Genomic DNA, 26,203 nt, shown 5'->3' with positions numbered 1-26,203 from the left:
TGCGGGGCTTTCGTATTTGGTGGCGCTTCAGGGATTCGAACCCCGGACCTGCGGATTATGATTCCGTCGCTCTAACCGGCTGAGCTAAAGCGCCTCAAGCCCGCCATTGTAGCCACGTTTTCGAGGACAATGCAAGCAGCTCGAAAAATTTCTGTTCGAGGCAGGTTTCAGCTCGTGCGTGCGCGCACCGAAAGCGGCATCAATCAATGTTCAGTTTCTTCAAGAAGAAGTTTGGCTCTGCGTCCGCGCAGGAGCCGGTCCCGGCGCCAGTGACGCCCGCCCAGGCCCTGCCGGCCGTGGTGGAGCCCATGGTCGAGGCCGTGCCTATCACTGCACCGGAGGCTGCACCGGAGGCGGCGCCGCGCAAGAGCTGGCTGGAGAAGCTGAAGCAGGGCCTGCGCAAGACCGGCTCCAGCATCGCCCAGGTCTTTACCGGCACGCAGATCGACGATGCCTTGTACGAGGAGCTGGAGGCGGCGCTGCTGATGGCGGACGCCGGTGTGAAGGCCACCGAGTTCCTGCTTGAGGACCTGAAGCGCCGCGTCAAGGAAGCCAAGGCGACCGAACCGTCGGCGGTGCGCGGCTTGCTGATCGAATCGCTGACCGAGCTGCTCAAGCCGCTGGAAAAGGCGCTCTGCGTGGGCGAGCATCAGCCCACCGTGGTGATGGTGGTGGGCGTGAACGGCGCCGGCAAAACCACCAGCATCGGCAAGCTGACGCGCCATCTGGCCGACGCCGAGCAAAAGGTGTTGCTGGCCGCGGCCGACACCTTCCGCGCCGCGGCGCGCGAGCAACTCTCGGTGTGGGCCGATCGCACGCGGGTGGAGATCGTCAGCCAGGAGGGCGGCGACCCCTCGGCCGTGACCTTCGATGCGGTGGTGGCCGGCCGTGCGCGCGGCTGCGACGTGGTGATCGCCGACACTGCCGGCCGCCTGCCGACCCAGCTGCATCTGATGGAAGAGCTGAAGAAGATCAAGCGCGTGATCGGCAAGGCCCAGGCCGAGGCGCCGCACGAGGTGCTGCTGGTGGTGGATGGCAATACCGGCCAGAACGCGCTGACCCAGGTGAAGGCCTTCGACGACGCGCTGGGCCTCACCGGCCTGGTGGTCACCAAGCTCGACGGCACGGCCAAGGGCGGGGTGCTGGCGGCGATTGCGCGCGAGCGGCCCATCCCCGTCTACTTCATCGGCGTGGGCGAGAAGCTCGAAGACCTGCAGACCTTCAGCGCGCGCGAGTTCGCGCAGGCTTTGCTGGAGTAGCCGGCGCGGCGCCTAGGCTGGCGCGCAGCTGCGCGAACTCGCCCGCCAGCCAGTCGGCAAAGGCCTGCAGGGGCGCCGCATCCAGGCGCGCTGCGCTCCACAGCAGCCGGTAGCCATGGCCCGAGGGCAGGGCGGGCGCGGCAGCCCGCAGCAAACGCCCGCGCCGCAGGTCCTCGTGCGCCAGCGCATAGGGCGCCAGCGCAATCCCCTGGCCGGCCACGGCCGCCTGCACCAGCAGGCCGCTGTGGCTGAAGACGCGCGAGAAGTCCGCATGCCTGGCGCTCAGGCCCTGGGCGTCGATCAAGCGCTGCCAGGCCTGCGTGTCGCCCTCGTGCAGCAGGGCATGGCGCAGCAGCGCGGGCAGCGGCGTCCGCGCCGCCGCCAGGGCCGGGCTGTGCACCAGCACCAGTTGCTCCGCATAGATGAAGTCATCGGCCGTATCCAGGGCCTGGTAGCGCAGCGCCAGATCGCAGCCGCCACCGTCCAGGTCGGCCAGGCCATCGTCGGCATCCACGCGTATGTCAAGGGCCGGGTGCCGCTCACTGAAGACATGTAGGCGCGGCACCAGCCATTTGATGGCCAGGGAATGCGTGGTCGAGATGTGCAGGCGATGCGGATCCTGGGCCAGGCGCAGGGCCGCCACCTTGGCGCGCAGCTGCGCAAGCGAGGCCGCCACGGTCTGCGCCAGCTCGCGCCCGGCGGGCGTGATGGCCACATGGCGCGGGTGACGCACGAACAAGGCCAGCCCCAGGGCCTGCTCCAGCTGCCTGATCTGCTGGCTCAGTGCCGCCGGCGTCTTGTGCAGCTCGGCGGCCGCGGCGCGAAAACCGCCATGGCGGGCGGCGGCCTCGAAATCGATCAGGCCGGCGAGGCTGGACAGTTCGGCAGCGGGCATGGCTCAGGCTTGCTCAAGGCTAGGAAGTGCTTGCTCTCAGAGTCAGTCATTCTCGCTTTCGTTCGAGGTGCCAGCAAGGAAAACTGCCGGCATCCCGACTCCAAATGCATTTGCAATGACTCAATATGTCTTGGTCATAGGCGGCACGCGCTACTTCGGCATCCGCCTTGTCGAAGCGCTGCTGGCCGCGGGCCACCGCGTCACCCTGGCCAATCGCGGGCAGACACCCGACACCTTTGGCAGCCGCGTGCAGCGCCTGCGCGTCGATAGGCGCGATGCGGCGGCCATGGCGGCCTGCTTTGCCGAGCGGCCCGGCTTTGACCTGGTGTATGACCAGATGTGCTACAGCGCGGCGGATGCGGCCATCGCCGCACAGGTGTTTGGCGGCAGGGTGGGGCGCTATTTGATGACTTCGACCATCGAGGTCTACGGCGGCCTGCATGGACGAGATCCGGCCCCCTATGCCGAAGACGCGCTGGACCTGACGGACGAGCTGGGCAGCGCGGCCGCTGAATACGGCCAGGCCAAGCTGCAGGCCGAGGCGCAGCTCTACCGTGCCGGCAGTCTGCCCGCCGCCAGCCTGCGCCTGGCCCATGTGCTGGGCGGGCCGGAGGACTTCACCCAGCGCCTGGCCAGCCATGTGCGCGCCGTGCTGGCCGCCGAGCCCCTGCGGCATGCGGCAGCGGCGGGCCAGAGCAGCTTCATCGATGTGGCCGGGGTGGGGGACTTCATGCTGTGGGCCGGCCAGCAGTCCTTCCTGGGGCCGGTCAATGTCGCCAGCGAGGGCGGGCTGTCGGCGCCCGAGCTGCGCGCGCGCATCGGTCTGCGCCTGGGCCTGCCGGCACCCTGCCAGGCGCAGGCGCAGCCGGGTGCGGCCAGCTTTGACTACGCGGCTCCGCATCGCATGAGCCTGGCGCGGGCGCGCCGCCTGGGCTGGGAATTCCGGCCGCTGCATGCCTGGCTGGACGGCTTGATAGCTCTGCATGCCCAGGACTTGCGCCATGCAGCTGCCTGATCAATTGCCGGCCTTTGTGACCGCGGCTCTGCTGGTGATCATGGTGCCGGGGCCGGCCACCCTGTTTGTGCTCGGCCAGGCGCGGCATGGCGCACGGCGTGCATGGGCCGCGGTGGCCGGGCTGGTGCTGGGCGATGCGCTGCTGATCAGCGCGGCGGCCCTGGGCCTGGCGGCCCTGCTGCAGCGCTGGCCGGCCTTGCTGGCGCTTTTGCGCTGGGGCGGCGCGGCCTATATCGCCTGGCTGGGCCTGGCCTTGCTGCGCGCCCGGGCCGGTACGGCCGCCGCCGCGGCCCCGGCGGGCGGCTTTGCCAGGGCGTTGCTGATCACCCTGGGCAATCCCAAGCCGCTGCTGTTTTTCGGCGCCTTCTTCCCGCTCTTCATGCGGCGGGATGGCGAGGCGGGCTGGCTGGCGCAGTTCTATCTGCTGGGCGGGCTGTTCGAGCTGCTCAATATCGGCTATTTCGCGCTCTTGCTGGCCGCGCTGCGGTGGCTGCCGGCGGGCACCGGGCCCTGGCCGGCCCGGCTGGCGGGCGCCGGCCTGCTGCTGTGCGCGCTGCTGGCGGCGCTGTCAGCCTCCTAGACCGCCCATGCCCCCCATCCCTTTAAGCCCCTTCATGCCCCCCATCTTCTTCATCATCTTCATCAGGCCGCCGCCGCTCATCTTCTTCATCATGCCCTGCATCTGGTCGAACTGATTCAGCAGGCGGTTCACGTCCTGGATCTGCACGCCGGCGCCGGCGGCGATGCGGCGCTTGCGGCTGGCCTTGCTCTTGCCGTCCATCAGCAGGGCGGGTTGGCGGCGCTCCTTGGCCGTCATGGCATTCAGGATGCCCTCCATGCGTTTCATATCGCGCTCGGCGCGGTCCATGTCGGCCTGGCCCGCCTTGGCAGCCATTTGCGTGGGTAGCTTGTCCATCAGGCTGGAGAGCCCGCCCATCTTCTTCATCGACGAGATCTGCGCGAGGAAGTCGTTCAGGTCGAAGCCGCTGCCGCTCTTGAGCTTGCCGGCCAGCTTTTCGGCCGCCGCCAGGTCCACGCCCTTGCTGACCTCTTCCACCAGGGCCACGATGTCGCCCATGCCCAGCACGCGGCCGGCATGGCGCTCGCCGTCAAACACCTCCAGGCCATCGATCTTCTCGGACACGCCGGCAAACTTGATCGGCGCACCGGTGACCTGACGCACCGAGAGCGCGGCACCGCCGCGCGAGTCGCCATCCAGCTTGGTGAGGATCACGCCGGTGAGCGGCAGCGCCTCCTTGAAGGCGCGGGCGGTGTTGATCGCATCCTGGCCCTGCATGGCGTCCACCACGAACAGAGTCTCGACCGGGTTGAGCGTGGCGTGCAGCTCCTTGATTTCGGCCATCAAGGCCTCGTCGATGGCAAGGCGGCCGGCGGTATCGACCAGCAGCACGTCGAAGTAATGCTTCTTGGCGTAGTCCAAAGCGGCCAGGGCAATATCGCGCGGCTTCTGCTCGGGTGAGGAGGCAAACCACTCACCGCCGGCCTGGGCGGTGACGGTCTTGAGCTGCTCGATGGCGGCCGGGCGGTAGACGTCGGCCGAGACCGTCAGCACCTTTTTCTTGCGCTTCTCGATCAGGTGCTTGGTGAGCTTGGCGGTGGTGGTGGTCTTGCCCGCGCCCTGCAGGCCGGCCATCAGGATCACCGCCGGCGGCTGGGCCGCGAGGTTGATGTCGCTGACGCCCTCGCCCATGGTGGCGGCAAGTTCCTTGTGCACGATGCCCACCAGGGCCTGGCCGGGCGAGAGCGAGCCCACCACCTCGGCGCCCAGCGCCTTTTCCTTCACCCGCGCGATGAAGTCGCGCACCACCGGCAGGGCCACGTCGGCCTCCAGCAGGGCCATGCGCACTTCGCGCAGCATGTCCTGCACATTGCTCTCGGTGATGCGGGCCTGGCCGCGCATCGTTTTCACGAGCAGGCTCAGGCGGTCGGTCAGGGTGGATGCCATGGGGGGAGGCGCCACCGGGAAGGTGGTCGCGCATAAGTACACTGTGGCGATGATTTTATCGTTCGCCACTCCGGAGTCCGTGAGCGCCTGGCTTGCGGGGCTCAGTTTGCTCTGCGCGGCCGGCTATATGGCCGCGGCTTTCACCGCCGAAACGCGCCAGCAGGGCCTGCGCGGCATGCTGGTGGCGGTGTGGGCGGTGCAGCTGCTGGCGCTGCTGCTGGACATCGCCGGCATCGGCCTGCCGCAGCCCGGCGCGCGCTTTGGCTTTGCGCCGGCGCTGTCGATGACGCTGTGGCTGGTGCTGGGCGTCTATCTGGTGGAAAGCCGCTTCGTGCCGCTACCCGGCGCGCGCCGCGTGCTGTCGGCGCTCGGGGCGGCGGTGGTGCTGCTGGCCTGGGCGTTTCCGGGCGAGAGCCGGCCGCTGGCCGCCTCGCCCTGGGCGCCGCTGCACTGGGTGCTGGGGCTGGCCTCGTACGGCTTGTTCGGCGTGGCCGTGCTGCATGCCGCGATGCTCAATCGCGCCGAGCGCGAGATGCGTTCGCGCAAGGGCCAGGGCGTGGTGGCGCTGGGCATGCCCTTGCTCAGGCTTGAGCGCCTGACCTTCCAGTTCGTTGGCGCGGGCGTGACCGTGCTGTCGCTGGCCCTGCTGCTGGGCTGGTGGTTCACGCCGCAATGGCGCTGGGACCATAAAAACCTGCTTTCGGTGCTGGGCTGGCTGGTGCTGACCGGCCTGCTCACCGGCCGCCATGTGTTCGGCTGGCGCGGCCGGCGTGCCACGCGCTGGCTGTATTTCGGCGCCGCGCTGCTGTTGCTGTCCTATGCCGGCTCGCGCTTTGTGCTCGAGGTGGTGCTGCAGCGGGGAGTGGCCTGAATGTTGAAGTTCCTCGTCCTGATCGCCTTGCTGGCGCTGCTGTTCTACATGCTGGGCCTGAAGCGTGCGCGGCCGCCCCAAGGCGGGCGGCGCGATGCATCGCCTGCGCCGCCTCCGGGCGCTCCCCATGCGATGGTGAGCTGCGCCGAGTGCGGCCTGCATCTGCCGCAGCAGGAGGCCTTGCCGGGCCGCGGCGGGCAGTTCTGCAGCGCCGCGCACCGGGCGGCCTACGAGGCGCGCAAGCCGCCTCCCGCATGAGGCAAGACCTGCCCCCGGCCGATCGGCGCGGCACCGAGCGCCGCCGTACCGAGCGCCGCCGCAGCCAGCGTCGCGGCCCCGATGCCGCGGCAGACGCACAGGCCTCGTGGTTCGGCCCCAGCCAGGGCGATACCGATTGGGGCGGGCTGGCCCATGAGGCGCCGGACAGCGCGGCCGCCGGCGATTCGCAGCTCTTCTTTCAGCCGCCGGCGCGCCAGCCGCATGCCGATGCCAGCGGCGATGCCTTCCAGCGCCTGTACCGCGCCTTCCTCGGCGCGCGCGCGGCGCTCGGGCTGGCGCTTGCCGCGACCCAGTTGATGGCGCGTGCCTTTGGCACGCTGGCGCCCGATTGGCTGCTGGCCCTGTCGATGGGCTATGCGCTGCAGGCCCTGGGCTTCTGGCTGTGGTCGAACTTCGTGCAGGCCGGCGCAACGCGCCAGCTGGCGCGGCTGACGAGCTGGCAATGGCTGCTCAGCATCGGTTTTGACCTGGCCCTGTTCGGCGCCTTGCACATGCTGGACGCCGGCAGCAGCCTGAGCTTTGCCGCGCTCTTCATCATGCCGGTGCTGATGGCCGGCGTGCTGACGCCGCGGCTGTTTGCGCTTGCCACCGCGGCGCTGGCGACCCTGCTGCTGCTGGGGGCGGCGCTGTGGTCGTTGGCGCATGGCGTGGATGCCGGCCTGCGCCTGACCCAGGCCGGCCTGGTGGGCAGCGGCTTCTTCGTCGTCAGCCTGCTCGCCAGCGAGTTGGCCAGCCGGCTGGCGCGCGAGGAACAGTCGGCGCGCGGCAGCATGGAGCTGGCGCGCCAGCAGGCCGAGCTGAACCGGCTGGTGATCGACGAGATGCAGGAGGGCGTGCTGGTGGTGGACCGGCGCGGCCGCGTGCGTGCCGCCAACCCGGCCGCGCGCGCCCTGCTGTCGGACGGTGGCATGGTGCGCACCGCGCCCTTCCAGCTGCGCGGCGTGCTCGCCTGGGCGCCGCTGGTGGCGGCGGTGGAGCAGGCCTTTGCGGAGGGTGTCTGGCCGGAGGCCGGGCGGGACGTGCAGCTGGAATTCCATGCTGCGCTGCAGCGCAGCCTGCGCGTGCGTATGCGCTTCACGCGCCGGCGCGAGTCCGATGCCAGCGAGGACCTGTGCGTGCTCTTCGTCGAGGACAACCGCAATGTGCAGGCGCGCAGCCGCCAGGAGAAGCTGGCGGCGATGGGGCGGGTGTCGGCGGGCATCGCGCATGAGATCCGCAACCCGCTGGCGGCGATCGCCCAGGCCAATGCCCTGCTGGCCGAGGACGGCCTGGATGCGCGCAGCGCCCAGCTCACCGGCATGGTGGCTTCCAATGTGCAGCGCCTCAAACGCATCGTCGACGACGTCATGGAGGTGGCCCCCGGCGTGGTGCCCGAGCCGGTGCCGGTGAATGCCAGCGAGCTGGTGGCGCAGGCCTGCCAGGACTGGGCGCGCACCAACGGGCTCGACGTGCCGCCGCGCAGCGCATGGCTGCACGTGGAACTGGCCGAGCATGCCATCCAGGTCAGCTTCGAGCCCGAGCATCTGCGCCGCATCCTCGTCAATCTGCTGGACAACGGCCTGCGCCATGCGCATGAGCTGCCGGGGGCGGTGCAGGTGAGCCTGCGCGCGCAGTCCGAGCATTGGGCGGTGCTGTCGGTGCTGAGCCTGGGCGACGCCATCCCGCCCGATGTGGAGCGGCATCTGTTCGAACCCTTCTTCTCGACCCGCAGCCGCGGCTCCGGGCTGGGCCTCTACATCTGCCGCGAGCTGTGCGAGCGCTATGGCGGGCGCATCGAGTACGCCCGGCGGGCCGAGCTGGAGCCGCCCGGCAATGAGTTCTCCGTCATACTCAAGCGCGTGGCCGCCCACGCCGTCCCGACATGAGCACAGCAGCACCCGCATTCAGCCTTCTGGTCGTCGACGATGAGCCCGACCTGCGCACCCTGTACGAGCTGACCCTGCTGCGCGAGGGCTATGAGCTGGACACCGCGGGCAGCGTCGAAGACGCGCTGGCGCGGCTGAAGGCCAGGCGCTACAGCGCCGTCATCACCGATATGCGCCTGCCCGATGGCAGCGGCCTGGACATCCTGCGCTGGCTGGAGCAGCAGGCCCGCCAGGAAAAGACCCTGGTGATCACCGCCTATGGCTCGGCCGAGAACGCGGTGGAGGCGCTCAAGGCCGGCGCCTACGACTACCTCACCAAACCGGTGGACCTGCGCCAGTTCCGCATGGTGGTGGCCTCGGCGCTGGGGCGCATGCCGGCCAGCCTGCCCTCGGTGGTGCCCTCGCAGCTGCCCTCCGAGGCGGCCAGCCAGGAAGCGACCCTTCCGACGCCCCGGGCCCCCGCACCTGCGCCCCGCAAGGCCGTGCCCAGCGCCCAGGCGCTGGCCGACACGCGCGCGGCCACCGCCCTGGACCGTCTGGTGGGCGACTCGCTGGCGATGCAGCAGGTGCGTGCCTTGATCGAGAAGGTGGCGCGCAGCATGGCGCCAGTGCTGCTGCATGGCGAGTCGGGCACCGGCAAGGAGCTGGTGGCGCGCGCCATCCATGATGTCAGCGCACGCTCGGCCCAGCCCTTCATCGCGGTGAACTGCGGCGCCATCCCCGAGCAATTGCTGGAGGCCGAGTTCTTCGGCTATCGCAAGGGTGCCTTCACCGGCGCCAGCGAAGACCGCGAGGGCTTCTTCCAGGCGGCCAATGGCGGCACCCTGTTCCTGGACGAAATCGGCGACCTGCCGCTGGCCATGCAGTCCAAGCTGTTGCGCGCGCTGCAGGAGCGCTCGGTGCGACCGGTGGGTGCGGTGGTGGAGGCGCCGGTGAATGTGCGCCTGCTCAGCGCCACCCACAAGGATCTGGCCCTGGAGGTGGGGGCGGGGCGCTTCCGCCAGGACTTGTATTACCGGCTGAACGTGATCCAGATCCGCGTGCCGCCGCTGCGCGAGCGCATCGAGGATCTGCGCCCCATCAGCGAGCGCGTGCTGACGCGCATTGCCCAGGACGCCGGCGTGACGCCGGTGCCGGTGCTCACCGCGGCGGCACTGGCGCAACTGGCGCGTTATGCCTTCCCGGGCAATGTGCGCGAACTGGAGAACCTGCTGCACCGCGCGCTGGCGCTCTCGGGCGGTGAGCGCATCGACGCCGACGACCTGGGCCTGCCCGAGTCGCTGCTGGACGAGGCCGAGTTCACGCCAAGCGAACCGGGCGAGCTGGCCGGCGAGGCGAGCGCCGAGGCGACGCCCGGCGCCGCCGAGCAGCCCCTGCCCAGCGATCTGGCGGCCTATCTGGACGAAGTCGAGCGCGGCATCCTGGTGCGTGCGCTGGAGCAGCACCGCAACAACCGCACCGCCGCCGGCGCCAGCATGGGCTTGTCGCTGCGGCAGATGCGCTACCGCATGGCGCGCCTGCATATCACCGTGGGTGACAGCGATGGCGAGGGGCTCTGAGTCCGGCGTGCCGGGCTGGCGCGATGGCTGGTGCGAGGGCTGGTGGCAGGCGGCCAAGCGTCTGGACTCGCCCAACTTCGGCGCGCGCCCCGCGGGCATGGCCATCGATCTGCTGGTCTTGCACAGCATCAGCCTGCCGCCTGGCGAGTATGGCGGCGATGCGATCGAGCGCCTGTTCACCAACCGGCTCGATTTCGATGCCCACCCCTATTACCAGACCATCCGCGGCCTGCAGGTCTCGGCGCATTTCCTGATACGCCGCGACGGCGCCCTGCTGCAGTTCGTCTCCTGCGAGCAGCGCGCCTGGCATGCCGGCGCGTCCAGCTATTGCGGGCGCGAGAACTGCAACGACTATTCCATTGGCGTCGAGCTCGAGGGTCTGGAGGGCGAGCGCTTCGAAGTGGCCCAGTACCAGGCCCTGGAGGCGCTGCTCGCGGGCTTGCGCCGCGCCTACCCGATTCGCGGCGTGGCCGGGCATGAGCATGTGGCGCCCGGCCGCAAGCAGGACCCCGGCCCGGGCTTCGACTGGGCGCGGCTGCGCAGCAGTGCGGCCTGCGCCGGTCTTGAACTGCCGATTTGACGCGGCCTGGCGGCCGATTTGGCGCTGCGGGCCTTGCAAACAAAGGCCTGGCCGCAGCCAAGCCCGATGCCATCGGGCCTGACGCGCATCGCGCGCTTTTGACGGGCCCGCCAAATGCCTGCAAAGAGGCGCTTGCTAGCGTGTCAGGTCTTGCGCGTCAACGGGGTTCGCACGCTATTGGTAGTGCTTGAAGAGGGCTGGACCCCCAGATATAGTGTGTCTTCATGCTATCCTTCTGACTTGGGAAATCACTGACATGCCCGTCGCAGCCGCTGCCGTCAGCCCTCGAACCTTGGTGTCTGCCAAGCGTTCAGGCGCTCAGGCGATGCATGGATGGGCCCGGAATGGCGCCGCTCACTGCGGCGCTTTTTTGTCGGTGGTCACCCGGTCAGCACCATCGCATGCGCCGGAACGCGCAGACCTCGTCTTGCGTTCCGTGGAGTGCCGCTTTGACCGGGCGCCTCCCAAACCATTTGAAGCCTGAAGCCCGACCGCCCATTGGCGCGTCGTGGTCCGGCCTATTTCAGATTCGAACGAGACCAGACGAGGAATGAACAGCATGCAAACCGTTGTCGCCAGCACGCCTGCCGAGCACGCGCACACCGCCTCCGCGGGCGGCGCCACCGCGCCCAAGCAATCGGCCTATGCGGCCTACCAGATCATCCGCCGCAATGGCGCCGTGGTCTCGTTCGAGCCCAGCAAGATCGCCATTGCGCTGATGAAGGCCTTTCTGGCCGTGCATGGCACCACGGGTGCGGCCTCGGCGAGCGTGCGCGAGACGGTGGATGGCCTGACCGAGGCGGTGGTGCGCGCACTGCTGCGCTCGCGCCCCAGCGGCGGCACCTTCCATATCGAGGACGTGCAGGACCATGTGGAACTGGGCCTGATGCGCGGCGGCCACCATGAGGTGGCGCGCGCCTATGTGCTGTACCGCGAGCGCCGTTCGCAGGAGCGCGCGCGCCAGGGCGAGGTGGCGGCGCCGGTGGCCGAGGCCCAGTTGACCGTGATCGACGGCGGCGTGCGCGTGCCGCTGGACCTGGCGCGCCTGCAGGGCCTGATCGTGTCGGCCTGCGCCAATCTGGGCGCCGACGTGAAGCCCGATCCCATCCTGGCCGAGACCAAGCGCAACCTCTACGACGGCGTGCCCATCGACGAGGTCTACAAGGCCGCCATCCTGGCCGCCCGCACCCTGATCGAGAAGGACCCCGGCTACACGCGCGCCACCGCGCGCCTGCTGATGCACACCATCCGCCGCGAGATCCTCGGCGAAGAGGTCACGCATGAGCAGATGCAGGCCCGCTACGCCGACTACTTCCCCGGCTATATCAAGAAGGGCGTGCAGGCCGAGCTGCTGGACGAGCGCCTGCAGCAATACGACCTGGTCAAGCTGGGCGCGGCCCTGAAGGCCGAGCGCGACCTGCAGTTCGACTACCTGGGCCTGCAGACCCTGTTCGATCGCTACTTCCTGCACAGCGATGGCAAGCGCATCGAGATGCCGCAGGCCTTCTTCATGCGCGTGGCGATGGGCCTGGCGCTCAACGAGATAGACCGCGAGGCACGCGCCATCGAGTTCTACGAGGTGCTCTCGACCTTCGACTTCATGAGTTCGACGCCCACGCTGTTCAACTCCGGCACGCGGCGCTCGCAGCTCTCCAGCTGCTACCTGACCACCGTGGCCGACGATCTGGACGGCATCTACGAGGCGCTGAAGGAAAACGCGCTGCTCTCCAAGTTCGCCGGCGGCCTGGGCAATGACTGGACCCCGGTGCGCGCGCTGGGCTCGCACATCAAGGGCACCAACGGCAAGAGCCAGGGCGTGGTGCCCTTCCTCAAGGTGGTGAACGACACCGCCGTGGCGGTGAACCAGGGCGGCAAGCGCAAGGGCGCGGTGTGCGCCTATCTGGAAAGCTGGCACCTGGACATCGAGGAGTTCCTGGAGCTGCGCAAGAACACCGGCGACGATCGCCGCCGCACCCACGACATGAACACCGCGAACTGGATCCCCGATCTGTTCATGCGCCGTGTCATGGACGGTGGTGACTGGACGCTGTTCAGCCCCTCGACCTGCCCGGACCTGCACGACCTGTTCGGCAAGGCCTTCGAAGAGGCCTATGTGGCCTACGAGGCCAAGGCCGACCGCGGCGAGATCAAGCTCTTCAAGCGCATGCCCGCCAAGGACCTGTGGCGCAAGATGCTGTCGATGCTGTTCGAGACCGGCCATCCCTGGATCACCTTCAAGGACGCCTGCAATGTGCGCTCGCCGCAGCAGCATGTGGGCGTGGTGCATTCGTCCAACCTCTGCACCGAGATCACGCTCAACACCAACGAGAGCGAGATCGCGGTCTGCAACCTGGGTTCGGTGAACCTGGTGCAGCATCTGAAGGACGGCCAGATTGATCATGAAAAGCTGAAGAAGACGATTGCCACGGCCATGCGCATGCTGGACAACGTCATCGACATCAACTACTACGCCGTCAAGAAGGCGCGCGACTCCAACCTGCGCCACCGCCCGGTGGGTCTGGGCATCATGGGCTTCCAGGATGCGCTCTATGCGCTGCGCACGCCCTATGCCTCGGACGCCGCGGTGGAGTTCGCCGACCGCTCGATGGAAGCCGTCTGCTACTACGCCTACTGGGCCTCGACCCAGCTGGCCGAGGAGCGCGGCCGCTACTCCTCCTACCGCGGCTCGCTGTGGGATCGCGGCATCCTGCCGATCGACTCGCTGAACCTGCTGGCCGAAGCGCGCGGCGGCTATGTGGACGTGGACCGCAGCAGCAGCATGGACTGGGACGCGCTGCGTGCACGCATCGCCGCGCACGGCATGCGCAACAGCAACTGCGTGGCGATCGCGCCCACCGCCACCATCTCCAACATCATCGGCGTGGATGCCTCGATCGAGCCCTGCTTCGGCAACCTCTCGGTCAAGTCCAACCTCAGCGGCGAGTTCACCGTGATCAACGAATCGCTGGTGCGCGACCTCAAGAAGCTGGGTCTGTGGGACGACGTGATGGTGATGGACCTGAAGCATTTCGACGGCTCGCTGCGCCGCATCGACCGCGTGCCCGAGGAGTTGAAGGCGCTCTACGCCACCGCGTTCGAAGTCGAGACGCAGTGGCTGGTTGAGGCCGCTGCACGCCGCCAGAAGTGGATCGATCAGGCGCAGTCGCTCAACATCTATATGGCCGGTGCCTCGGGCAAGAAGCTCGATGAGACCTACAAGCTGGCCTGGTTGCGCGGTCTGAAGACGACCTACTACCTGCGCACCATGAGCGCCTCGTCGGCCGAGAAGAGCACGGTCACGAAGTCGGGTCAGCTCAACTCGGTGTCGAACTCGGGTGGCATGAGCGCGGCTCCCGCAGCGGCTGCACCAGCAGCACAAGCGGCCCCTGTTGTGAGCGCCGATGCAACGCCTGCGACCGACATCAAGTTCTGCTCGATCGACGATCCGGGCTGCGAGGCTTGCCAGTGATTTGAACGCGTTCCGCGATCGCGAGTGAGCGATCGCGGCACACACCGAACGCCCGCGATGCGCGTGTTCATCGATGCAAACGGCGATCGCCTGTTTTTTCAATGCATCGATGAGCGCTTGAACAGCAGGCCCGTGCAGCGCGCTCAAGCCGCGCAATTGCGATGCAGGCCAGCAACAGCGAAGACGTTGCGCTGTCAAGAAGTCCTTGGTGTTTGAACACAACACTCTGATAATTCACGACGATAGGAAGGCCACCATGTTGGTTTGGGAAGAAGAACTGAAGCCCACGCAAAGCGCGACCCTTAGCGCCCACACAAACGCAGCGACGAGCACAACGCCGGCCGCGCGTGCCGAAGCCTCCGCGCCGCATTCTTCCGCCCCTGCTTCCAGCTCCATCGAGGCCGCCAGCACGCGCCGCGTCAACGCCGCCGACAAGCGCATCATCAACGGCCAGACCGATGTGAATCAGCTGGTGCCGTTCAAGTACAAGTGGGCCTGGGAGAAGTACCTCGCCACCTGCGCGAACCACTGGATGCCGCAGGAAGTGAACATGTCGCGCGACATCGCGCTGTGGAAGGACCCGGCCGGCCTGAGCGACGACGAGCGTCGCATCATCAAGCGCAATCTGGGCTTCTTCGTCACCGCCGATTCGCTGGCCGCCAACAACATCGTGTTGGGCACCTACCGCCACATCACCGCGCCCGAGGCACGCCAGTTCCTGCTGCGCCAGGCCTTTGAAGAGGCCATCCACACGCACGCCTACCAGTACATCGTCGAGTCGCTGGGCCTGGACGAGAGCGAGATCTTCAACGCCTACCACGAGGTGCAGTCGATCCGGGACAAGGACGAGTTCCTGATCCCCTTCATCGACGCGATCATGGATCCGCACTTCGTCACCGGCACGCCGGCCAACGACCAGACGCTCTTGAAGAGCCTGATCGTGTTTGCCTGCCTGATGGAAGGCCTGTTCTTCTACGTCGGCTTCACGCAAATCCTCGCGATGGGCCGCCAGAACAAGATGACCGGTGCGGCCGAGCAGTACCAGTACATCCTGCGCGACGAGTCCATGCACTGCAACTTCGGCATCGACCTGATCAACCAGATCAAGCTCGAGAACCCGCATCTGTGGACGGCGGAGTTCAAGGCCGAGATCAAGGCCTTGTTCCTGAAGGCGGTGGAGCTGGAGTACCGCTATGCCGAGGACACCATGCCGCGCGGCGTGCTTGGCCTGAATGCTTCGATGTTCAAGGGCTATCTGCGTTACATCGCGAATCGTCGCGCCACGCAGATCGGCCTCGAGGAGCTCTTCCCGAACGAGGAAAACCCGTTCCCCTGGATGAGCGAAATGATTGACCTGAAGAAGGAACGCAACTTCTTCGAAACCCGCGTCATCGAATACCAGTCCGGTGGCGCGCTGAGTTGGGACTGACAGGGCACCCCTGGGTACGGCGCCGAACAGTCCTTTGTTGAAAGCTCATCATCAATGAGATCAAGCTTTGCAATCCCTCAACCGACCGACATAGAAGCGGCGGTGTGGGCTTGCGCCCCCATTCATCGTACTGAGGCGCTCCTCCTGGGCGACTCTCAGGCGGTGAATAGCTGCACTGCGGCGGACCGGTCCGCGGCGGGCAGTGACTTTTCCACTTGATCAAGGAGAAACGAAATGGCAACTGCAAAGAAGGCGCCGGCCAAGAAGGCCGCTCCCGCGAAGAAGGCTGCTCCGGCAAAGAAGGCCGCAGCTCCGGCAAAGAAGGCTGCTGCACCGAAGAAGGCTGCTGCTCCTGCGAAGAAGGCTGCTGCACCGAAGAAGGCTGCCGCTCCTGCGAAGAAGGCTGCTGCACCGAAGAAGGCTGCCGCTCCTGCCAAGAAGGCCGCTGCACCGAAGAAGGCTGCCGCTCCTGCCAAGAAGGCAGCTGCACCGAAGAAGGCTGCTGCTCCTGCGAAGAAGGCTGCTGCACCGAAGAAGGCTGCCGCTCCTGCCAAGAAGGCCGCTGCACCCAAGAAGGCTGCCGCTCCTGCCAAGAAGGCCGCTGCACCGAAGAAGGCTGCCGCTCCTGCCAAGAAGGCCGCCGCGCCCAAGAAGCCGCCCGTCAAGGCTGCTGCAAAGGCCAAGCCGGCTGCCAAGGCTGCTGCAAAGCCCGCCGCCAAGCCGGCTGCCAAGAAGCCTGCCGCCAAGAAGGCTGCTGCCGCCCCTGCTCCTGCTGCCAAGCCTGCCGCTGCTCCCGCAGCCAAGACGGCACTGAGCCCGCAAGCTGCCTGGCCCTTCCCGACCGGCAACAAGCCCTGAGCTTGAACGCATGGGCCCCACGGGGCCTTGTGCATGAACCCGGCTCCGGCCGGGTTTTTTTATGGGTGGAAGATCTCCACCGTGTAGCCGGTGACGCGCTGCTTGCCGGTGCTGAGTACCAGTTGCAGCCCCTGTTCGGCACCGGCCGCCAGGCTATTCTTGCCGAGGTTGAAGTCTGCCGGCGAGAGTGCGCGGCGCGCCACGATGGCGCCATTGGCGTCGGTGAGGGTCAGGTCCACCCAGGGCAGGGCGAGCTCCCAGCCGCTCTTGTTGCGCAGGGCGAGGCTCAGCTTGTAGTGATTGCCCGAGGCGGCGAGCGTCAGCGCGCTGCTTTCCACGCTGATGGCGTCGATGCGCTGCCAGGGTTTGATCTCGCAGCCGAGCTGGGCGCAGGCGGCCCGCAGCTGGGGCAGAGCCTGCGGATAGATGGCGGCCGCGGCATCGCGGAAATGCCAGAGCACTTGCGCCGTCAGGCCCAGCGCCAGCAAGCCGCTGCCCAGGGCCAGCGCCAGGCGCACCGGACGACGCTGCCAGCGGGCCCGTCCTTCGGCGTGCTTGAGAAAGCTCGGCAGCGGCGCCGCGCCCGGCGGCGCAGCAGTGGCGGCATTGCTGGGCGCCAGGCTGGGCGCCAGCACCACGTCTTGGTCGTCGGCCGGTGGCTGCAAGGGCGCCTCCGGCTCGGGCTCCGCTGGCGGCTCGGGTTCCCAGTAGGGTTCGCGTCGATCCTCTGCTGCGGCCGGCTCGTCCCGGATCAGTTGGGGGTCAGGGCTTGCCTCGGCGGGCGCATCGACGGCGCTAGGTTCGGCAGCGGGCCTGCGCGTGTCGCTCGGCATGACCCAGGTGGCCTGCTCATCCGGCGCAGGGCGTGCGGGCGGGGCTTGCTCCGTGGGCGGCTGCTCCAACACCTGCGGCGGCCAGGGCGGCGGCGCCTCGCGGTCCATGTCGAAAAGCTGTTCGCGTGCGTCGAACACCTCGGCGCAGCGGCCGCAGCGCACCCAGCCGTCGGAGACGCGCAACTGATCCTGCACCACCCGGAAGATGGTGCCGCAAGCGGTACAACGGGTGGCCAGGCTCATGCGCGGATCATGCCATTACTTCACTGAACCTCTCAGGCCTGGCGTTGCGCCGTCATCAGGATCCAGCCCTCTTCGCTGTCGCTGACTTCGAGCTTGGCCCAGGGCGCATAGGCGGCCTTGAGCTCATCGGCCTGACGCTCCAGGATGCCGGCCAGCACCAGGTGCGCGCCAGGGGCCAGGTGCGCGCACAGCAGGGGTGCGAGCAGCTTCAGCGGCGAGGCCAGGATATTCGCCAGCACCAGCGGGTACTCGCCCTTGGCAGCGTCGGGCAGGGCGGCATGCAGCTGCACCCGGTTGGCCTGGGCATTGGCCAGCGATGCGGTGATGGCCGCAGGGTCGATGTCCACCGCGTCGATCTGCTTGGCGCCATGCAGGGCCGCGCCGATGGCGAGAATGCCCGAACCGCAGCCGTAGTCCAGCACGCGGTCCCAGGCGGGTGCCTGCGCGGCATGCTGCGCGATCCAGCGCAAGCACATGCGCGTGGTCGGGTGCGTGCCGGTGCCGAAGGCCAGGCCCGGATCCAGGCGCATCACCGTGGTGGCCTGGGCCGGTGCCTCATGCCAGGAAGGCACGATCCAGAACTCGGGTGTGATCTCCACCGGCGCGAACTGAGACTGCGTCAGGCGCACCCAGTCCTGCTCGGCCACCGCCTGGATGGTCTGCACATGCACGTCGGCGGCCCAGTCCTGCGCCAGCACCAGGGTGGCGGCTTCGGTGGCCTCGGCCTCGGTGGCGAACAGGGCCTTCACCACCGAGCGCTCCCAGCCACCCTTGGGCGCGGGCATGCCGGGCTCGCCGAACAGGGCCTGTTCGGCGGGCGTGTCGGCATCGGCGTCTTCCACCGAGACGGCCAGCGAGTCGATCTCCATCAGCGCGTCGCTGACGAACTCGACATCGTCCTCGCGGCAGATCAGGATCAGTTCGTGCAGCGTTTGCGACATCAGCGCTTGTGCTGGGACATCCAGCCTTCCAGGTAATGGATGGAGGTGCCGCCCTCGATGAACTTGGCGTCCACCATCAGCTCACGGTGCAGCGGGATATTGGTCTGAATGCCTTCCACCACCGTCTCCGACAGGGCGATGCGCATGCGTGCCAGGGCCTGCTCGCGCGTGTCGCCATGGGCAATGATCTTGCCGATCATGGAGTCGTAGTTGGGCGGCACGAAGTAGTTGGTATAGGCATGCGAATCCACCCGGATGCCGGGGCCGCCGGGCGGGTGCCACATGGTGATGCGGCCGGGCGAGGGCACGAACTTGACCGGGTCCTCCGCATTGATGCGGCACTCGATCGCGTGGCCGCGCATCTCGATATTGCGCTGCGTGAAGGGCAGCTTCTCGCCAGCGGCGATGCGGATCTGCATCTGCACGATGTCGATGCCGGTGACCATCTCGGTGACCGGATGCTCCACCTGCACGCGCGTGTTCATCTCGATGAAGTAGAACTCGCCGTTCTCATAGAGGAACTCGAAAGTGCCGGCACCGCGGTAGCCCATCTTGCGGCAGGCGGCTGAGCAGCGGTCGCCGATCTTCTCGATGACGCGGCGCGGGATGCCCGGTGCCGGTGCTTCCTCGATGATCTTCTGGTGGCGGCGCTGCATCGAGCAGTCGCGCTCGCCCAGCCAGACCGCGCTCTTGTGGCTGTCGGCGAGGATCTGAATTTCCACATGGCGCGGGTTCTCCAGGAACTTCTCCATATAGACCTCGGGATTGCCGAAGGCCGCGCCCGCCTCGCTGCGCGTCATCTGCACCGCGTTCACCAGCGCCGCCTCGGTATGCACCACGCGCATGCCGCGTCCGCCGCCGCCGCCGGCCGCCTTGATGATGACCGGATAGCCCACCGAGCGGGCAATGCGGATGATTTCCTTGGGGTCGTCGGGCAGGGCGCCTTCCGAGCCCGGCACGCAGGGCACGCCGGCGCGGATCATGGCCTGCTTGGCCGAGACCTTGTCGCCCATCATGCGGATGTTTTCCGAAGTCGGGCCGATGAAGGTGAAGCCGCTGCGCTCCACGCGCTCGGCGAAGTCGGCATTCTCGGAAAGGAAGCCGTAGCCGGGGTGGATGGCCTCGGCATCGGTGACCTCGGCGGTGGCGATGATGGCCGGCATGCTCAGATAACTCTGGGCTGAAGCGGCAGGGCCTATGCACACGGCCTCGTCGGCCAGCTTCACATACTTGGCGTCGCGGTCGGCCTCGGAATACACCACCACCGACTTCACGCCCAGCTCACGGCAGGCGCGCTGGATCCGGAGCGCAATCTCGCCCCGGTTCGCAATCAATATCTTCTTGAACATGGCCAGGCCTTACTCGATCACGAACAGGGCTTGACCGAATTCCACGGGTTGGCCGTTCTCGACCAGGATCTTGGTGATGGTGCCGGTCTTGTCGGCGTCGATCTCGTTCATGATCTTCATCGCCTCGATGATGCAGATCGGCTCGCCTTCCTTGATCTGCTGGCCCAGCTCGGCAAAGGCCTTGGCGTTCGGGCTGGAGGCGCGGTAGAAGGTGCCCACCATCGGCGACTTCACGATATGGCCGGTCTCGGCCGCGGGTGCTGGCGCAGCCACAGGCGCTGCGGCGGCCACCGGTACGGCGGCAGCCACCGGCGCGGCAGCAACAGGCATGGCCTGGGCCATCGGCACCATCACCGTGCCGTCGGACTTGACGATGCGCACCTTGCCGTCGGCTTCGGTGATTTCAAGTTCAGAAATGTTCGACTCGGACACCAGGTCGATCAGGGTCTTGAGCTTGCGCAGATCCATAAGGCTTACCTCCAACGGGAAGATTGATTGTTGTGCTTCTAATGCCGGCCGGAGCTGGCGGCAGGCTCGGGGCTCAGCCGCCGAGCCTGGCAAGCGCGACCTGCAAGGCCAGTTGGTAACCCTGGGCGCCCAGTCCGCAGATCACGCCTTCGGCCAGATCCGAGAAATAACTGTGCTGCCTGAAGGGCTCGCGCTTGTGGATATTGGACAGGTGCACTTCGACAAAGGGCAGTGCCACCGCCGCCAGGGCGTCGCGCATGGCGACACTGGTGTGGGTGTAGGCCGCCGGATTGATGATGATGAAGCGGCATCCGTCCCGAGCCGCCGCCTGGATGCGGTCCACCAAGGCGCCCTCATGGTTGCTTTGGAAGGATTCCAGCGTGATTCCGGCTTCTGCGGCCGTCTTGGCGAGATCGGCATCGATCTGCGCCAAAGTTTTCGCGCCATAGATCCCAGGCTCCCGCGTTCCGAGGAGATTGAGATTGGGGCCGTGAATCACAAGAATCTGCATCAGCGACGTGCGTAGCGGTTTAGAGCCTGGACACTAGAAGCTTGAAAGGCTGAACTTTAAGCGTTTTAGGCCCAGATCCCGCCAACTAGCCAAAAATAATCTGCTTGACCCGTTTCACGCTTTGCGGCTGACTTTCAGCCGGCCGGCTGGGCTCGCGCTAGCTCAGGCCGCGCGCCATCTGGCGTAATTCGTCCAGCTGGGTGGCGCCCAGCTTGCGCCAGACCGGCTCGCCCTGGACATTGAAGGCCACCGAAAAGGGCAGGCCGCCCTGCGTGTTACCAAGTGTGCGTGCCAGATCGGTGCCGGTCAATCCGGCCAAACCGGTAGGGAAACTGAGTGGCTGTTTGGCGAGGAACTCGCGCACCGGGGTGGGCGAGTCCACGGCCAGCCCCAGCACCTGCCAGTCGGCGCGCTCGGCGGCGAAGCGATTGAGCTCGGGCAGTTCCTTGACGCAGGGTGCACACCAGGTAGCCCAAAAGTTCAGCAGCAGGGGTTTGCCGCGCAGGCTGGCGCTGGCCAGGCCCTGGCCGTCCAGGGTTTCGAAGCGGGCGGTCCAGAAGGCGGCTGCGGCGTCCGAGAGCGCCGGCTCGCTAGCGCGCCGGCGCAGCGCCACGATGGCGCCCAGCAAGGCCGCACCGGCGCCAGCGGCACCCAGCAACAGGGTCTGGCGGCGCTTGATGTTCATGCGGCTTGCTCCAGCATCAGTTTGCGCAAGGCGGCCAGATCGCCGCGTTCGCTGCGGCCACGCGCGTCGCGCTTGAGGGCGCCGCGCTGGTCGTCGTAGTCCAGGATGGTCATGGCAATGGTCACGCTTTCCTGCAGGGCGCGGCAGGGTGCGGCAAAGCTCAGCACCTGCACCGCCTCGCCGCGCGGGCCGCTGGTCTCGCCTGCCTCGTAGTCCACGCTCATATTGATGAGCGCAATCTCGGCGGCCTTGCTGTCGTCACAGTAGAGCTGCAGGTGGATGTTGTTGAGCCGGGTGGCGGTGCCGCGCCAGACCGCGCCGCACAGATGCGGGCGGAACTCGGCCAGGCGTTCCATCCATTGCGCGGCCAGCTCGCGCAGCGCCGACAACTCCTGTGGCTGGGTGTCGGCGCAGAACAGCGCCAGGTAGTCGCGCACCTCGTCTTCCAGCTCATCGTTGCTGGGCAGGGGCGCATGCTTGCCCAGGCCCAGCTGTTTGACCGCGCGACGCTTGGCGGGGCCGTACTCCAGCCCTTCCTCCACCACCAGGCGGGCGGCGGTGGCAGCGATCTCGGCGCTGATGCTGTCTTTTTCCATCATTCTCATTCGGGCAGGGCCACGGCCGGCATGCGGGCCTCGATGGTCGCCGATCGGGCGATCACATAGGGGCTGGAGGGGCGTTTCTCGAAGCGCTTGGGCGCCGGCAGCATCACGGCCAGGCGCGCCGCCTGCCAGGATGCCAGCTGCACAGCATCGACGCGGAAATAGTGGCGCGCCGCCGCCTGGGCACCGAACACGCCCTCGCCCCACTCGACGTTGTTAAGGTAGATCTCCAGGATGCGCTGCTTGCTGAGCAGCCCTTCCAGCATCAGGGTCAGCACGAACTCCTGGCCCTTGCGGACAAGGTTGCGCTCGCCGCTGAGGAAGAGGTTCTTGGCCAGCTGCTGGGTGATGGTGGAGCCGCCCACCACCTTGGGCGCCGGCCTGGCCACGGCGCGCGCCGGCGCCTGCTTGCCCAGCCTGGCGAGGCGCGCTTCCTCGCGCTGGTTCTTCTCCCAGGCCTTCTCCAGCGCATCCCAGTCGACACCGCCATGCTCGCTGAAGCCGGCATCCTCGCTGGCGATCACGGCACGCTTGAGCTGTTTGGAGATGCGGGCATCGTCCACCCATTGCTGGCTCCACAGGATCTGGTGCTTCTCCACCGCCAGCCGCCAGGCTTCGGAGCGCTGGAAGCTGGTGGATTCCGGCGCCAGCACGCTCATCAAGGCGATGCGGGCGCCGAAGTAGAGCTGCAGGGCCAGCGCCGCCATGAGCAGCAGCGCAAGCAGTCGTGCGAGCGACCTCATGCGCGGCTCACTTGCTGCTTGCCAGCTGCGCGCGCAGTGCAGCCAGCACCGGCGCGGTGTCGGGCGTGACGCCGCGCCATTGCGCAAACGCCTCGGCGGCCTGCTCGACCAGCATGCCCAGGCCGTCGCGCGTGGCGGCGCCCTGCGCGCCGGCCCAATCCAGGAAGGGTTGGGCCGCCGGGCCATACATCATGTCGACGGCCAGCGCGCCGGCACGCAAGACCTGACCCTGCACCGGCACGCCCGCGCCGGCCAGGCTGGCGCTGGTGCCGTTGATGAGGAGGTCGAAGCCGCCGCCGCAGGCATGCAGTGCCGCGGCGCCGAGTTGCACGCCGTGCTGGGCGGCCCAGCCCCGATGCGAGGCCACCAGGGCTTCGGCCTTGTCCGGGCTGCGATTGGCCAGCACCAGCTCGGCCGGCCGGCCGGCGATCAGGCTGCCCAGCACGCCGGCCGATGCACCGCCCGCACCCAGCAAGAGCACGCGCTGGCCCGCCAGAAGCCTGCCGGCATTGCGTTCGATGTCGCGCAGCAGGCCGATGCCATCGGTGTTGTCGCCCCACCAGCCCTGGGCATCAAAACGCAGGGTGTTGACGGCGCCCGCCAGCTCGGCACGCGGGCTGCGCCGCTGCGCCAGCGCGAAGGCCTCGAATTTGAAGGGCACGGTGACATTGCAGCCGCGCCCGCCGGCGGCGGCGAAGGCCTGCACCGTGGGTGCGAAGGCGTCCAGCGGGCACAGCAGGCGCTCATAGACCAGCGTCTGCCCGGTCTGGGCCGCGAAGGCGGCGTGGATGAAGGGCGATTGGCTGTGGGCGACCGGGTTGCCGGCCACCGCATAACGGTCAGGGCTGCTCATGGTTGTGCACTCAGGCTGGTTTCCAGCCCGTCTTCGCGGGTGAACTTGAAGCGTGAGGTGATCACCAGCACCTCGGCGCCCTGGCGCATCGCGGCGCTGAAGGGGCCGAAGGGCCCGGCGGCGCGGGCGATGGCGATGGCGCGCCGATCCAGCACCGCGTTGCCCGAGCCCTGCACGATGTCGGTCTCGATCACCTTGCCCTTGAAGTCCACATGGATGTTCATGGTCAGCTCGCCATACAGCTTGCGGCCCTTGTACTGCGGGAAGTCGCGCGTGCCGCGCTCCTCGATGCGGCGGCGCAGCGCGTCGTAATACTGGGCATAGACCACCTCGCGCGTGGCCGGACTGATGTAGCGCTTGCGCGGGCGCGCGTTCTCCTCGTTCACGCGCTTCTCGATCTCGGCCAGCAACTGCACCAGCTGGCGGCGCTTCTCGGCCTGCTCGCGTGCCTCGGGCGTGCCCTTGTCGCGTTGCGGGTCGGGCGGCGGCAGCAGGGCCAGCTCGCGCCGCACCTGGGCCAGCAACTGCTGCTGCACCTCCTGCAGCTTGGCGATCTGGGTGTGCGAGAGCTCGGTGCTCTCGCCCTGCTCGGCACGCGGCGATGGCGCCAGCGGCGAGGTGGCGCGGCCCACCGTGCCTTCGCCGCCGCCGGTCAGGCTGGCCTGGGCCAGCGCCTGCGCCTTGGCGGGCGTTTCCTTGCTCCTGGCATTGACCAGCACCACCTCGAGCGGCGTGTCCTCGAACAGGCGGTTGAAGCGCTCCGGGTCGACGATGCGCAGCATCAGCAGGCCCGCATGCAGGCCCACGGAGATCAGCAGCGCAAGGTGCAGGGTGGAGAGCTTGCGCACGGCTCAGCTGGGTGCGGCCTCGGCCTTGGGTTCCGTTGCCTCGTCGGCGGTCATGTCGATCGCCAGCGTCAGCGGGCCACTGGCCTCGGCCTCGTCGTCCTCGGGCAGTTCGACATCCTCGTCCGGCGCCTGTGCCTCGTCCAGGCGCTCGACCAGGTTGGCATGCACATCCAGCGTCATCTCGTCGCAAGCGCTGATGCGCACGCGCACATGGCTGCCGCGCGCCAGGCCTTCGCAACCCAGCGCCTTGAATACCAGCGGCAGGGCGTCGGCGCGCACCAGGCCATCCTTCATCACCGAGGCGGTGAGTTCGGTGATGTTGTTCTGCTGCAGATAGCGCAGCGTCCAGTAGCGTTCGATGCCCGACTGGAAGCCGTTGTAGGCGCTGTAGGCGGCGTCGAAGCCCGAGATGATGGAGAACAGCTGCGCGTCCTTGGGCTTGAAGGGCGCGGCCAGCGCGGCGGTGCGGCCATGGCGGGCGCAGGCAATGATCTGCCACTGGTTCACCAGGTCCACATAGCGGCGCAGCGGCGAGGTGGCCCAGGTGTATTGCGCCACGCCCATGCCGGCATGCGGCAGGGCCTTGGTGCCCATGCGCACCTTCACGCCGGGCGCCAGGCTGGCCTGGCTGCGGTAGATGCCGGGCAGGCCCAGCTCGTTGAGCCAGCCGCCCCAGCGGCTGTTGGCCAGAATCATCGCCTCGGCCACGATCAGGTCCAGCGGCGCACCGCGCACCCGCGTGCCTATGCTGACCAGCTCATCGCCCGCGGGCTCCTGGGCGCCGCCGCTGTCGAGGCGGAAGTTGTAGTCGGGGCGGTTGAAGTTCTCGGGCTTGCCGCGCACCAGCTCGCGCTGCGCCTTTAGCGCCTGCGCCAGGCGGAAGGCAAAGGCCAGCTCGGCGGCATGCTCGTAGTCGGCCGGCGCGGCGCCGGTCAGCGTGGCCTCGGTGATCACCGCGTCGAGCTTGTCGTGGCGCAGATTGGAGACGATGGCCACGCGCTCCAGCCTGGTCTCGCTGCCCTTGATCGCCAGCGTGGCCTCGTCCAGCGTCACATACAGCGACACGGCCGGGCAGTCGCGCCCCGCGATCAGCGTGTAGGCCTGCACCACCTCGTCGGGCAGCATGGTGAGCTTCCAGCCCGGCATGTAGACGGTGGAGAGGCGCTCGCGCGCCACCTTGTCGACGGCCGAGTCGGGCTGTATCGCCAGGCCCGGCGCGGCGATGTGGATGCCGAACACGACCTCGCCGCTGCCCAGGCCCTGCACCGAGAGCGCATCGTCGATCTCGGTGGTGGCCGAGTCGTCGATCGAGAAGGCGCGCGCGCTGGAAAGCGGCAGCTCGTCCCGGATCTCGGGCGCGCTGAGGGCCGGGAAGCCGGTGCCCTTGGGGAAGTTCTCGAACAGGAAGCGCTTCCAGTGGAACTGGTAGGCGCTCGTGATCGCGCCGGCGCCCTTGAGCAGGTCCAGCGGCGCCTTCTGTGCGCGCTTGGTGGCCTCGACCACGGCCTTGTACTCGGGGCCGTTCTTGTCGGGCTTGAAGAGGATTTTGTAGATCTGGTCCTTGATCGCGTCGGGGCAGCGGCCGGCGGCCAGCTCCTCGGCCCAGGCCTCGATTTGCTGGGCCTGCTGGCGCTTGCGCTCCAGGCCCAGCAGGGCCGCCTTGACGATCTCTTCCGGCGCCTTCTTGAATTGGCCTTTACCCATGCGGCGGAAGTAATGCGGCGCTTCGAACAGGCGGAACAGCGCGGCTGCCTGGTGCGTGACCCCGGCCTTGGCATCGAAATAATCGCGCGCCAGGTCGGCAAACGCGAACTCGCCCTCGGGGGCGAATTCCCAGGCCAGGTCCAGGTCGATCTCCTGAGCCAGGCGCTGGCCCTCGGCGAGCAGCTCGGCGGGCGCGGGTTTGTCGAACTTGAGCAGCACATTGGCCGCCTTCACTTTGACGCGCTTGCCCGAATCGAGCTCGATCTGCATCGAGGACTCGGCTTCGGACATCACGCGGCCGGCGAGGAATTTTCCGGCTTCATCGAACAGGGCAAACATATGGGCGGCATTGTCGCCGATCGGCCGGGACGACCTGAG

At 67.8% G+C, this 26,203-nt stretch carries 24 protein-coding genes and 1 tRNA gene; 11 read left to right on the top strand and 14 right to left on the bottom strand.

Annotation, left to right across the window (positions count from 1 at the left end):
• Positions 1-17: 17 nt before the first annotated feature.
• Positions 18-94, bottom strand: a tRNA-Met gene (locus tag WG898_RS00510).
• 112 nt (positions 95-206) lie between these two features.
• Here WG898_RS00510 and ftsY point away from each other — a divergent pair.
• The gene (gene ftsY, locus WG898_RS00505; protein ID WP_339600827.1) at positions 207-1,259 is read left to right on the top strand and encodes a signal recognition particle-docking protein FtsY; all 1,053 of its coding nucleotides are present in this window, start codon (positions 207-209) and stop codon (positions 1,257-1,259) included.
• Here ftsY and WG898_RS00500 read toward each other — a convergent pair.
• Positions 1,222-2,154, bottom strand: a complete 933-nt coding sequence (locus WG898_RS00500) for a LysR substrate-binding domain-containing protein (RefSeq protein WP_339600826.1) — start codon at positions 2,152-2,154, stop codon at positions 1,222-1,224. The two genes, ftsY and WG898_RS00500, sit on opposite strands and share 38 nt — an antisense overlap.
• A gap of 115 nt (positions 2,155-2,269) precedes the next feature.
• On the opposite strand from WG898_RS00500, the gene WG898_RS00495 reads away from it, so the two are divergent.
• Both WG898_RS00495 and WG898_RS00490 read left to right on the top strand, forming a co-directional pair.
• On the top strand, positions 2,270-3,169 hold the full coding sequence (locus WG898_RS00495) for an NAD-dependent epimerase/dehydratase family protein (protein ID WP_339600825.1): 900 nt from the start codon (positions 2,270-2,272) through the stop codon (positions 3,167-3,169).
• Positions 3,156-3,749: a LysE family translocator gene (locus WG898_RS00490; RefSeq protein WP_339600824.1), complete on the top strand. Its 594-nt coding sequence runs from the start codon at positions 3,156-3,158 to the stop codon at positions 3,747-3,749. Before WG898_RS00495 ends, WG898_RS00490 begins: the two co-directional genes overlap by 14 nt.
• Here the strand turns inward: WG898_RS00490 and ffh are convergent.
• Complete coding sequence (gene ffh / locus WG898_RS00485; RefSeq protein ID WP_339600823.1) at positions 3,738-5,135, bottom strand: signal recognition particle protein; 1,398 nt, start codon at positions 5,133-5,135, stop codon at positions 3,738-3,740. The genes WG898_RS00490 and ffh overlap by 12 nt on opposite strands.
• 49 nt (positions 5,136-5,184) lie before the next feature.
• On the opposite strand from ffh, the gene WG898_RS00480 reads away from it, so the two are divergent.
• From WG898_RS00480 to WG898_RS00445, 8 genes are all read left to right on the top strand, one after another.
• Positions 5,185-6,006 (top strand): cytochrome C assembly family protein, encoded by an 822-nt coding sequence (locus tag WG898_RS00480; RefSeq protein ID WP_444718891.1) that lies wholly within the window; start codon positions 5,185-5,187, stop codon positions 6,004-6,006.
• Positions 6,007-6,264, top strand: a complete 258-nt coding sequence (locus tag WG898_RS00475; protein WP_339600821.1) for a PP0621 family protein — start codon at positions 6,007-6,009, stop codon at positions 6,262-6,264.
• Complete coding sequence (locus WG898_RS00470; protein WP_339600820.1) at positions 6,261-8,150, top strand: sensor histidine kinase; 1,890 nt, start codon at positions 6,261-6,263, stop codon at positions 8,148-8,150. The genes WG898_RS00475 and WG898_RS00470 overlap by 4 nt, the downstream gene beginning before the upstream one ends.
• The gene (locus tag WG898_RS00465; protein ID WP_339600819.1) at positions 8,147-9,709 is read left to right on the top strand and encodes a sigma-54-dependent transcriptional regulator; all 1,563 of its coding nucleotides are present in this window, start codon (positions 8,147-8,149) and stop codon (positions 9,707-9,709) included. Before WG898_RS00470 ends, WG898_RS00465 begins: the two co-directional genes overlap by 4 nt.
• Positions 9,693-10,289 (top strand): 1,6-anhydro-N-acetylmuramyl-L-alanine amidase AmpD, encoded by a 597-nt coding sequence (gene ampD / locus WG898_RS00460; protein WP_339600818.1) that lies wholly within the window; start codon positions 9,693-9,695, stop codon positions 10,287-10,289. The genes WG898_RS00465 and ampD overlap by 17 nt, the downstream gene beginning before the upstream one ends.
• Before the next feature lie 559 nt (positions 10,290-10,848).
• Positions 10,849-13,758: a ribonucleoside-diphosphate reductase subunit alpha gene (locus WG898_RS00455; RefSeq protein ID WP_339600817.1), complete on the top strand. Its 2,910-nt coding sequence runs from the start codon at positions 10,849-10,851 to the stop codon at positions 13,756-13,758.
• Between the two features lie 256 nt (positions 13,759-14,014).
• The gene (locus tag WG898_RS00450; protein WP_339600816.1) at positions 14,015-15,187 is read left to right on the top strand and encodes a ribonucleotide-diphosphate reductase subunit beta; all 1,173 of its coding nucleotides are present in this window, start codon (positions 14,015-14,017) and stop codon (positions 15,185-15,187) included.
• 234 nt (positions 15,188-15,421) lie between these two features.
• Positions 15,422-16,045, top strand: a complete 624-nt coding sequence (locus tag WG898_RS00445; RefSeq protein WP_339600815.1) for a histone — start codon at positions 15,422-15,424, stop codon at positions 16,043-16,045.
• 59 nt (positions 16,046-16,104) lie between these two features.
• Here the strand turns inward: WG898_RS00445 and WG898_RS00440 are convergent, their stop codons facing one another.
• The 11 genes from WG898_RS00440 to WG898_RS00390 all read right to left on the bottom strand — a co-directional run bounded on the left by WG898_RS00440 (position 16,105) and on the right by WG898_RS00390 (position 26,164).
• On the bottom strand, positions 16,105-17,121 hold the full coding sequence (locus WG898_RS00440; RefSeq protein WP_339600814.1) for a zinc-ribbon and DUF3426 domain-containing protein: 1,017 nt from the start codon (positions 17,119-17,121) through the stop codon (positions 16,105-16,107).
• 32 nt (positions 17,122-17,153) lie between these two features.
• The gene (gene prmA, locus WG898_RS00435; protein WP_339600813.1) at positions 17,154-18,062 is read right to left on the bottom strand and encodes a 50S ribosomal protein L11 methyltransferase; all 909 of its coding nucleotides are present in this window, start codon (positions 18,060-18,062) and stop codon (positions 17,154-17,156) included.
• The gene (gene accC, locus WG898_RS00430; RefSeq protein ID WP_339600812.1) at positions 18,062-19,411 is read right to left on the bottom strand and encodes an acetyl-CoA carboxylase biotin carboxylase subunit; all 1,350 of its coding nucleotides are present in this window, start codon (positions 19,409-19,411) and stop codon (positions 18,062-18,064) included. Before accC ends, prmA begins: the two co-directional genes overlap by 1 nt.
• A 9-nt stretch (positions 19,412-19,420) precedes the next feature.
• Positions 19,421-19,879, bottom strand: a complete 459-nt coding sequence (accB, locus tag WG898_RS00425) for an acetyl-CoA carboxylase biotin carboxyl carrier protein (protein ID WP_339600811.1) — start codon at positions 19,877-19,879, stop codon at positions 19,421-19,423.
• A gap of 73 nt (positions 19,880-19,952) precedes the next feature.
• Positions 19,953-20,390, bottom strand: a complete 438-nt coding sequence (gene aroQ / locus WG898_RS00420; protein ID WP_444718890.1) for a type II 3-dehydroquinate dehydratase — start codon at positions 20,388-20,390, stop codon at positions 19,953-19,955.
• A gap of 157 nt (positions 20,391-20,547) precedes the next feature.
• Positions 20,548-21,075, bottom strand: coding sequence for a TlpA family protein disulfide reductase (locus WG898_RS00415; RefSeq protein WP_339600810.1), 528 nt, complete (start codon positions 21,073-21,075; stop codon positions 20,548-20,550).
• On the bottom strand, positions 21,072-21,671 hold the full coding sequence (locus WG898_RS00410) for a hypothetical protein (RefSeq protein WP_339600809.1): 600 nt from the start codon (positions 21,669-21,671) through the stop codon (positions 21,072-21,074). The genes WG898_RS00415 and WG898_RS00410 overlap by 4 nt, the downstream gene beginning before the upstream one ends.
• A 5-nt stretch (positions 21,672-21,676) precedes the next feature.
• Complete coding sequence (gene mtgA / locus WG898_RS00405) at positions 21,677-22,420, bottom strand: monofunctional biosynthetic peptidoglycan transglycosylase (RefSeq protein WP_339600808.1); 744 nt, start codon at positions 22,418-22,420, stop codon at positions 21,677-21,679.
• Positions 22,421-22,427: 7 nt separating this feature from the next.
• A complete protein-coding gene (gene aroE, locus WG898_RS00400; protein WP_339600807.1) occupies positions 22,428-23,273 on the bottom strand; it encodes a shikimate dehydrogenase in 846 nt (281 codons plus the stop codon).
• Positions 23,270-24,121 carry a TonB family protein gene (locus WG898_RS00395; protein WP_339600806.1) on the bottom strand — a complete coding sequence of 284 codons (852 nt, stop codon included), beginning with the start codon at positions 24,119-24,121 and terminating at the stop codon, positions 23,270-23,272. Before WG898_RS00395 ends, aroE begins: the two co-directional genes overlap by 4 nt.
• 3 nt (positions 24,122-24,124) lie before the next feature.
• Positions 24,125-26,164 carry a ribonuclease catalytic domain-containing protein gene (locus tag WG898_RS00390; protein ID WP_339600805.1) on the bottom strand — a complete coding sequence of 680 codons (2,040 nt, stop codon included), beginning with the start codon at positions 26,162-26,164 and terminating at the stop codon, positions 24,125-24,127.
• Positions 26,165-26,203 lie beyond the last annotated feature (39 nt).

The organism is Paucibacter soli, from assembly GCF_037482845.1.
Taxonomy (GTDB): Bacteria; Pseudomonadota; Gammaproteobacteria; order Burkholderiales; family Burkholderiaceae_C; genus Paucibacter_B; species Paucibacter_B soli.
Note: the sequence above shows the minus strand (reverse complement) of the source record. Positions and strands in the feature narration are given on the sequence as shown.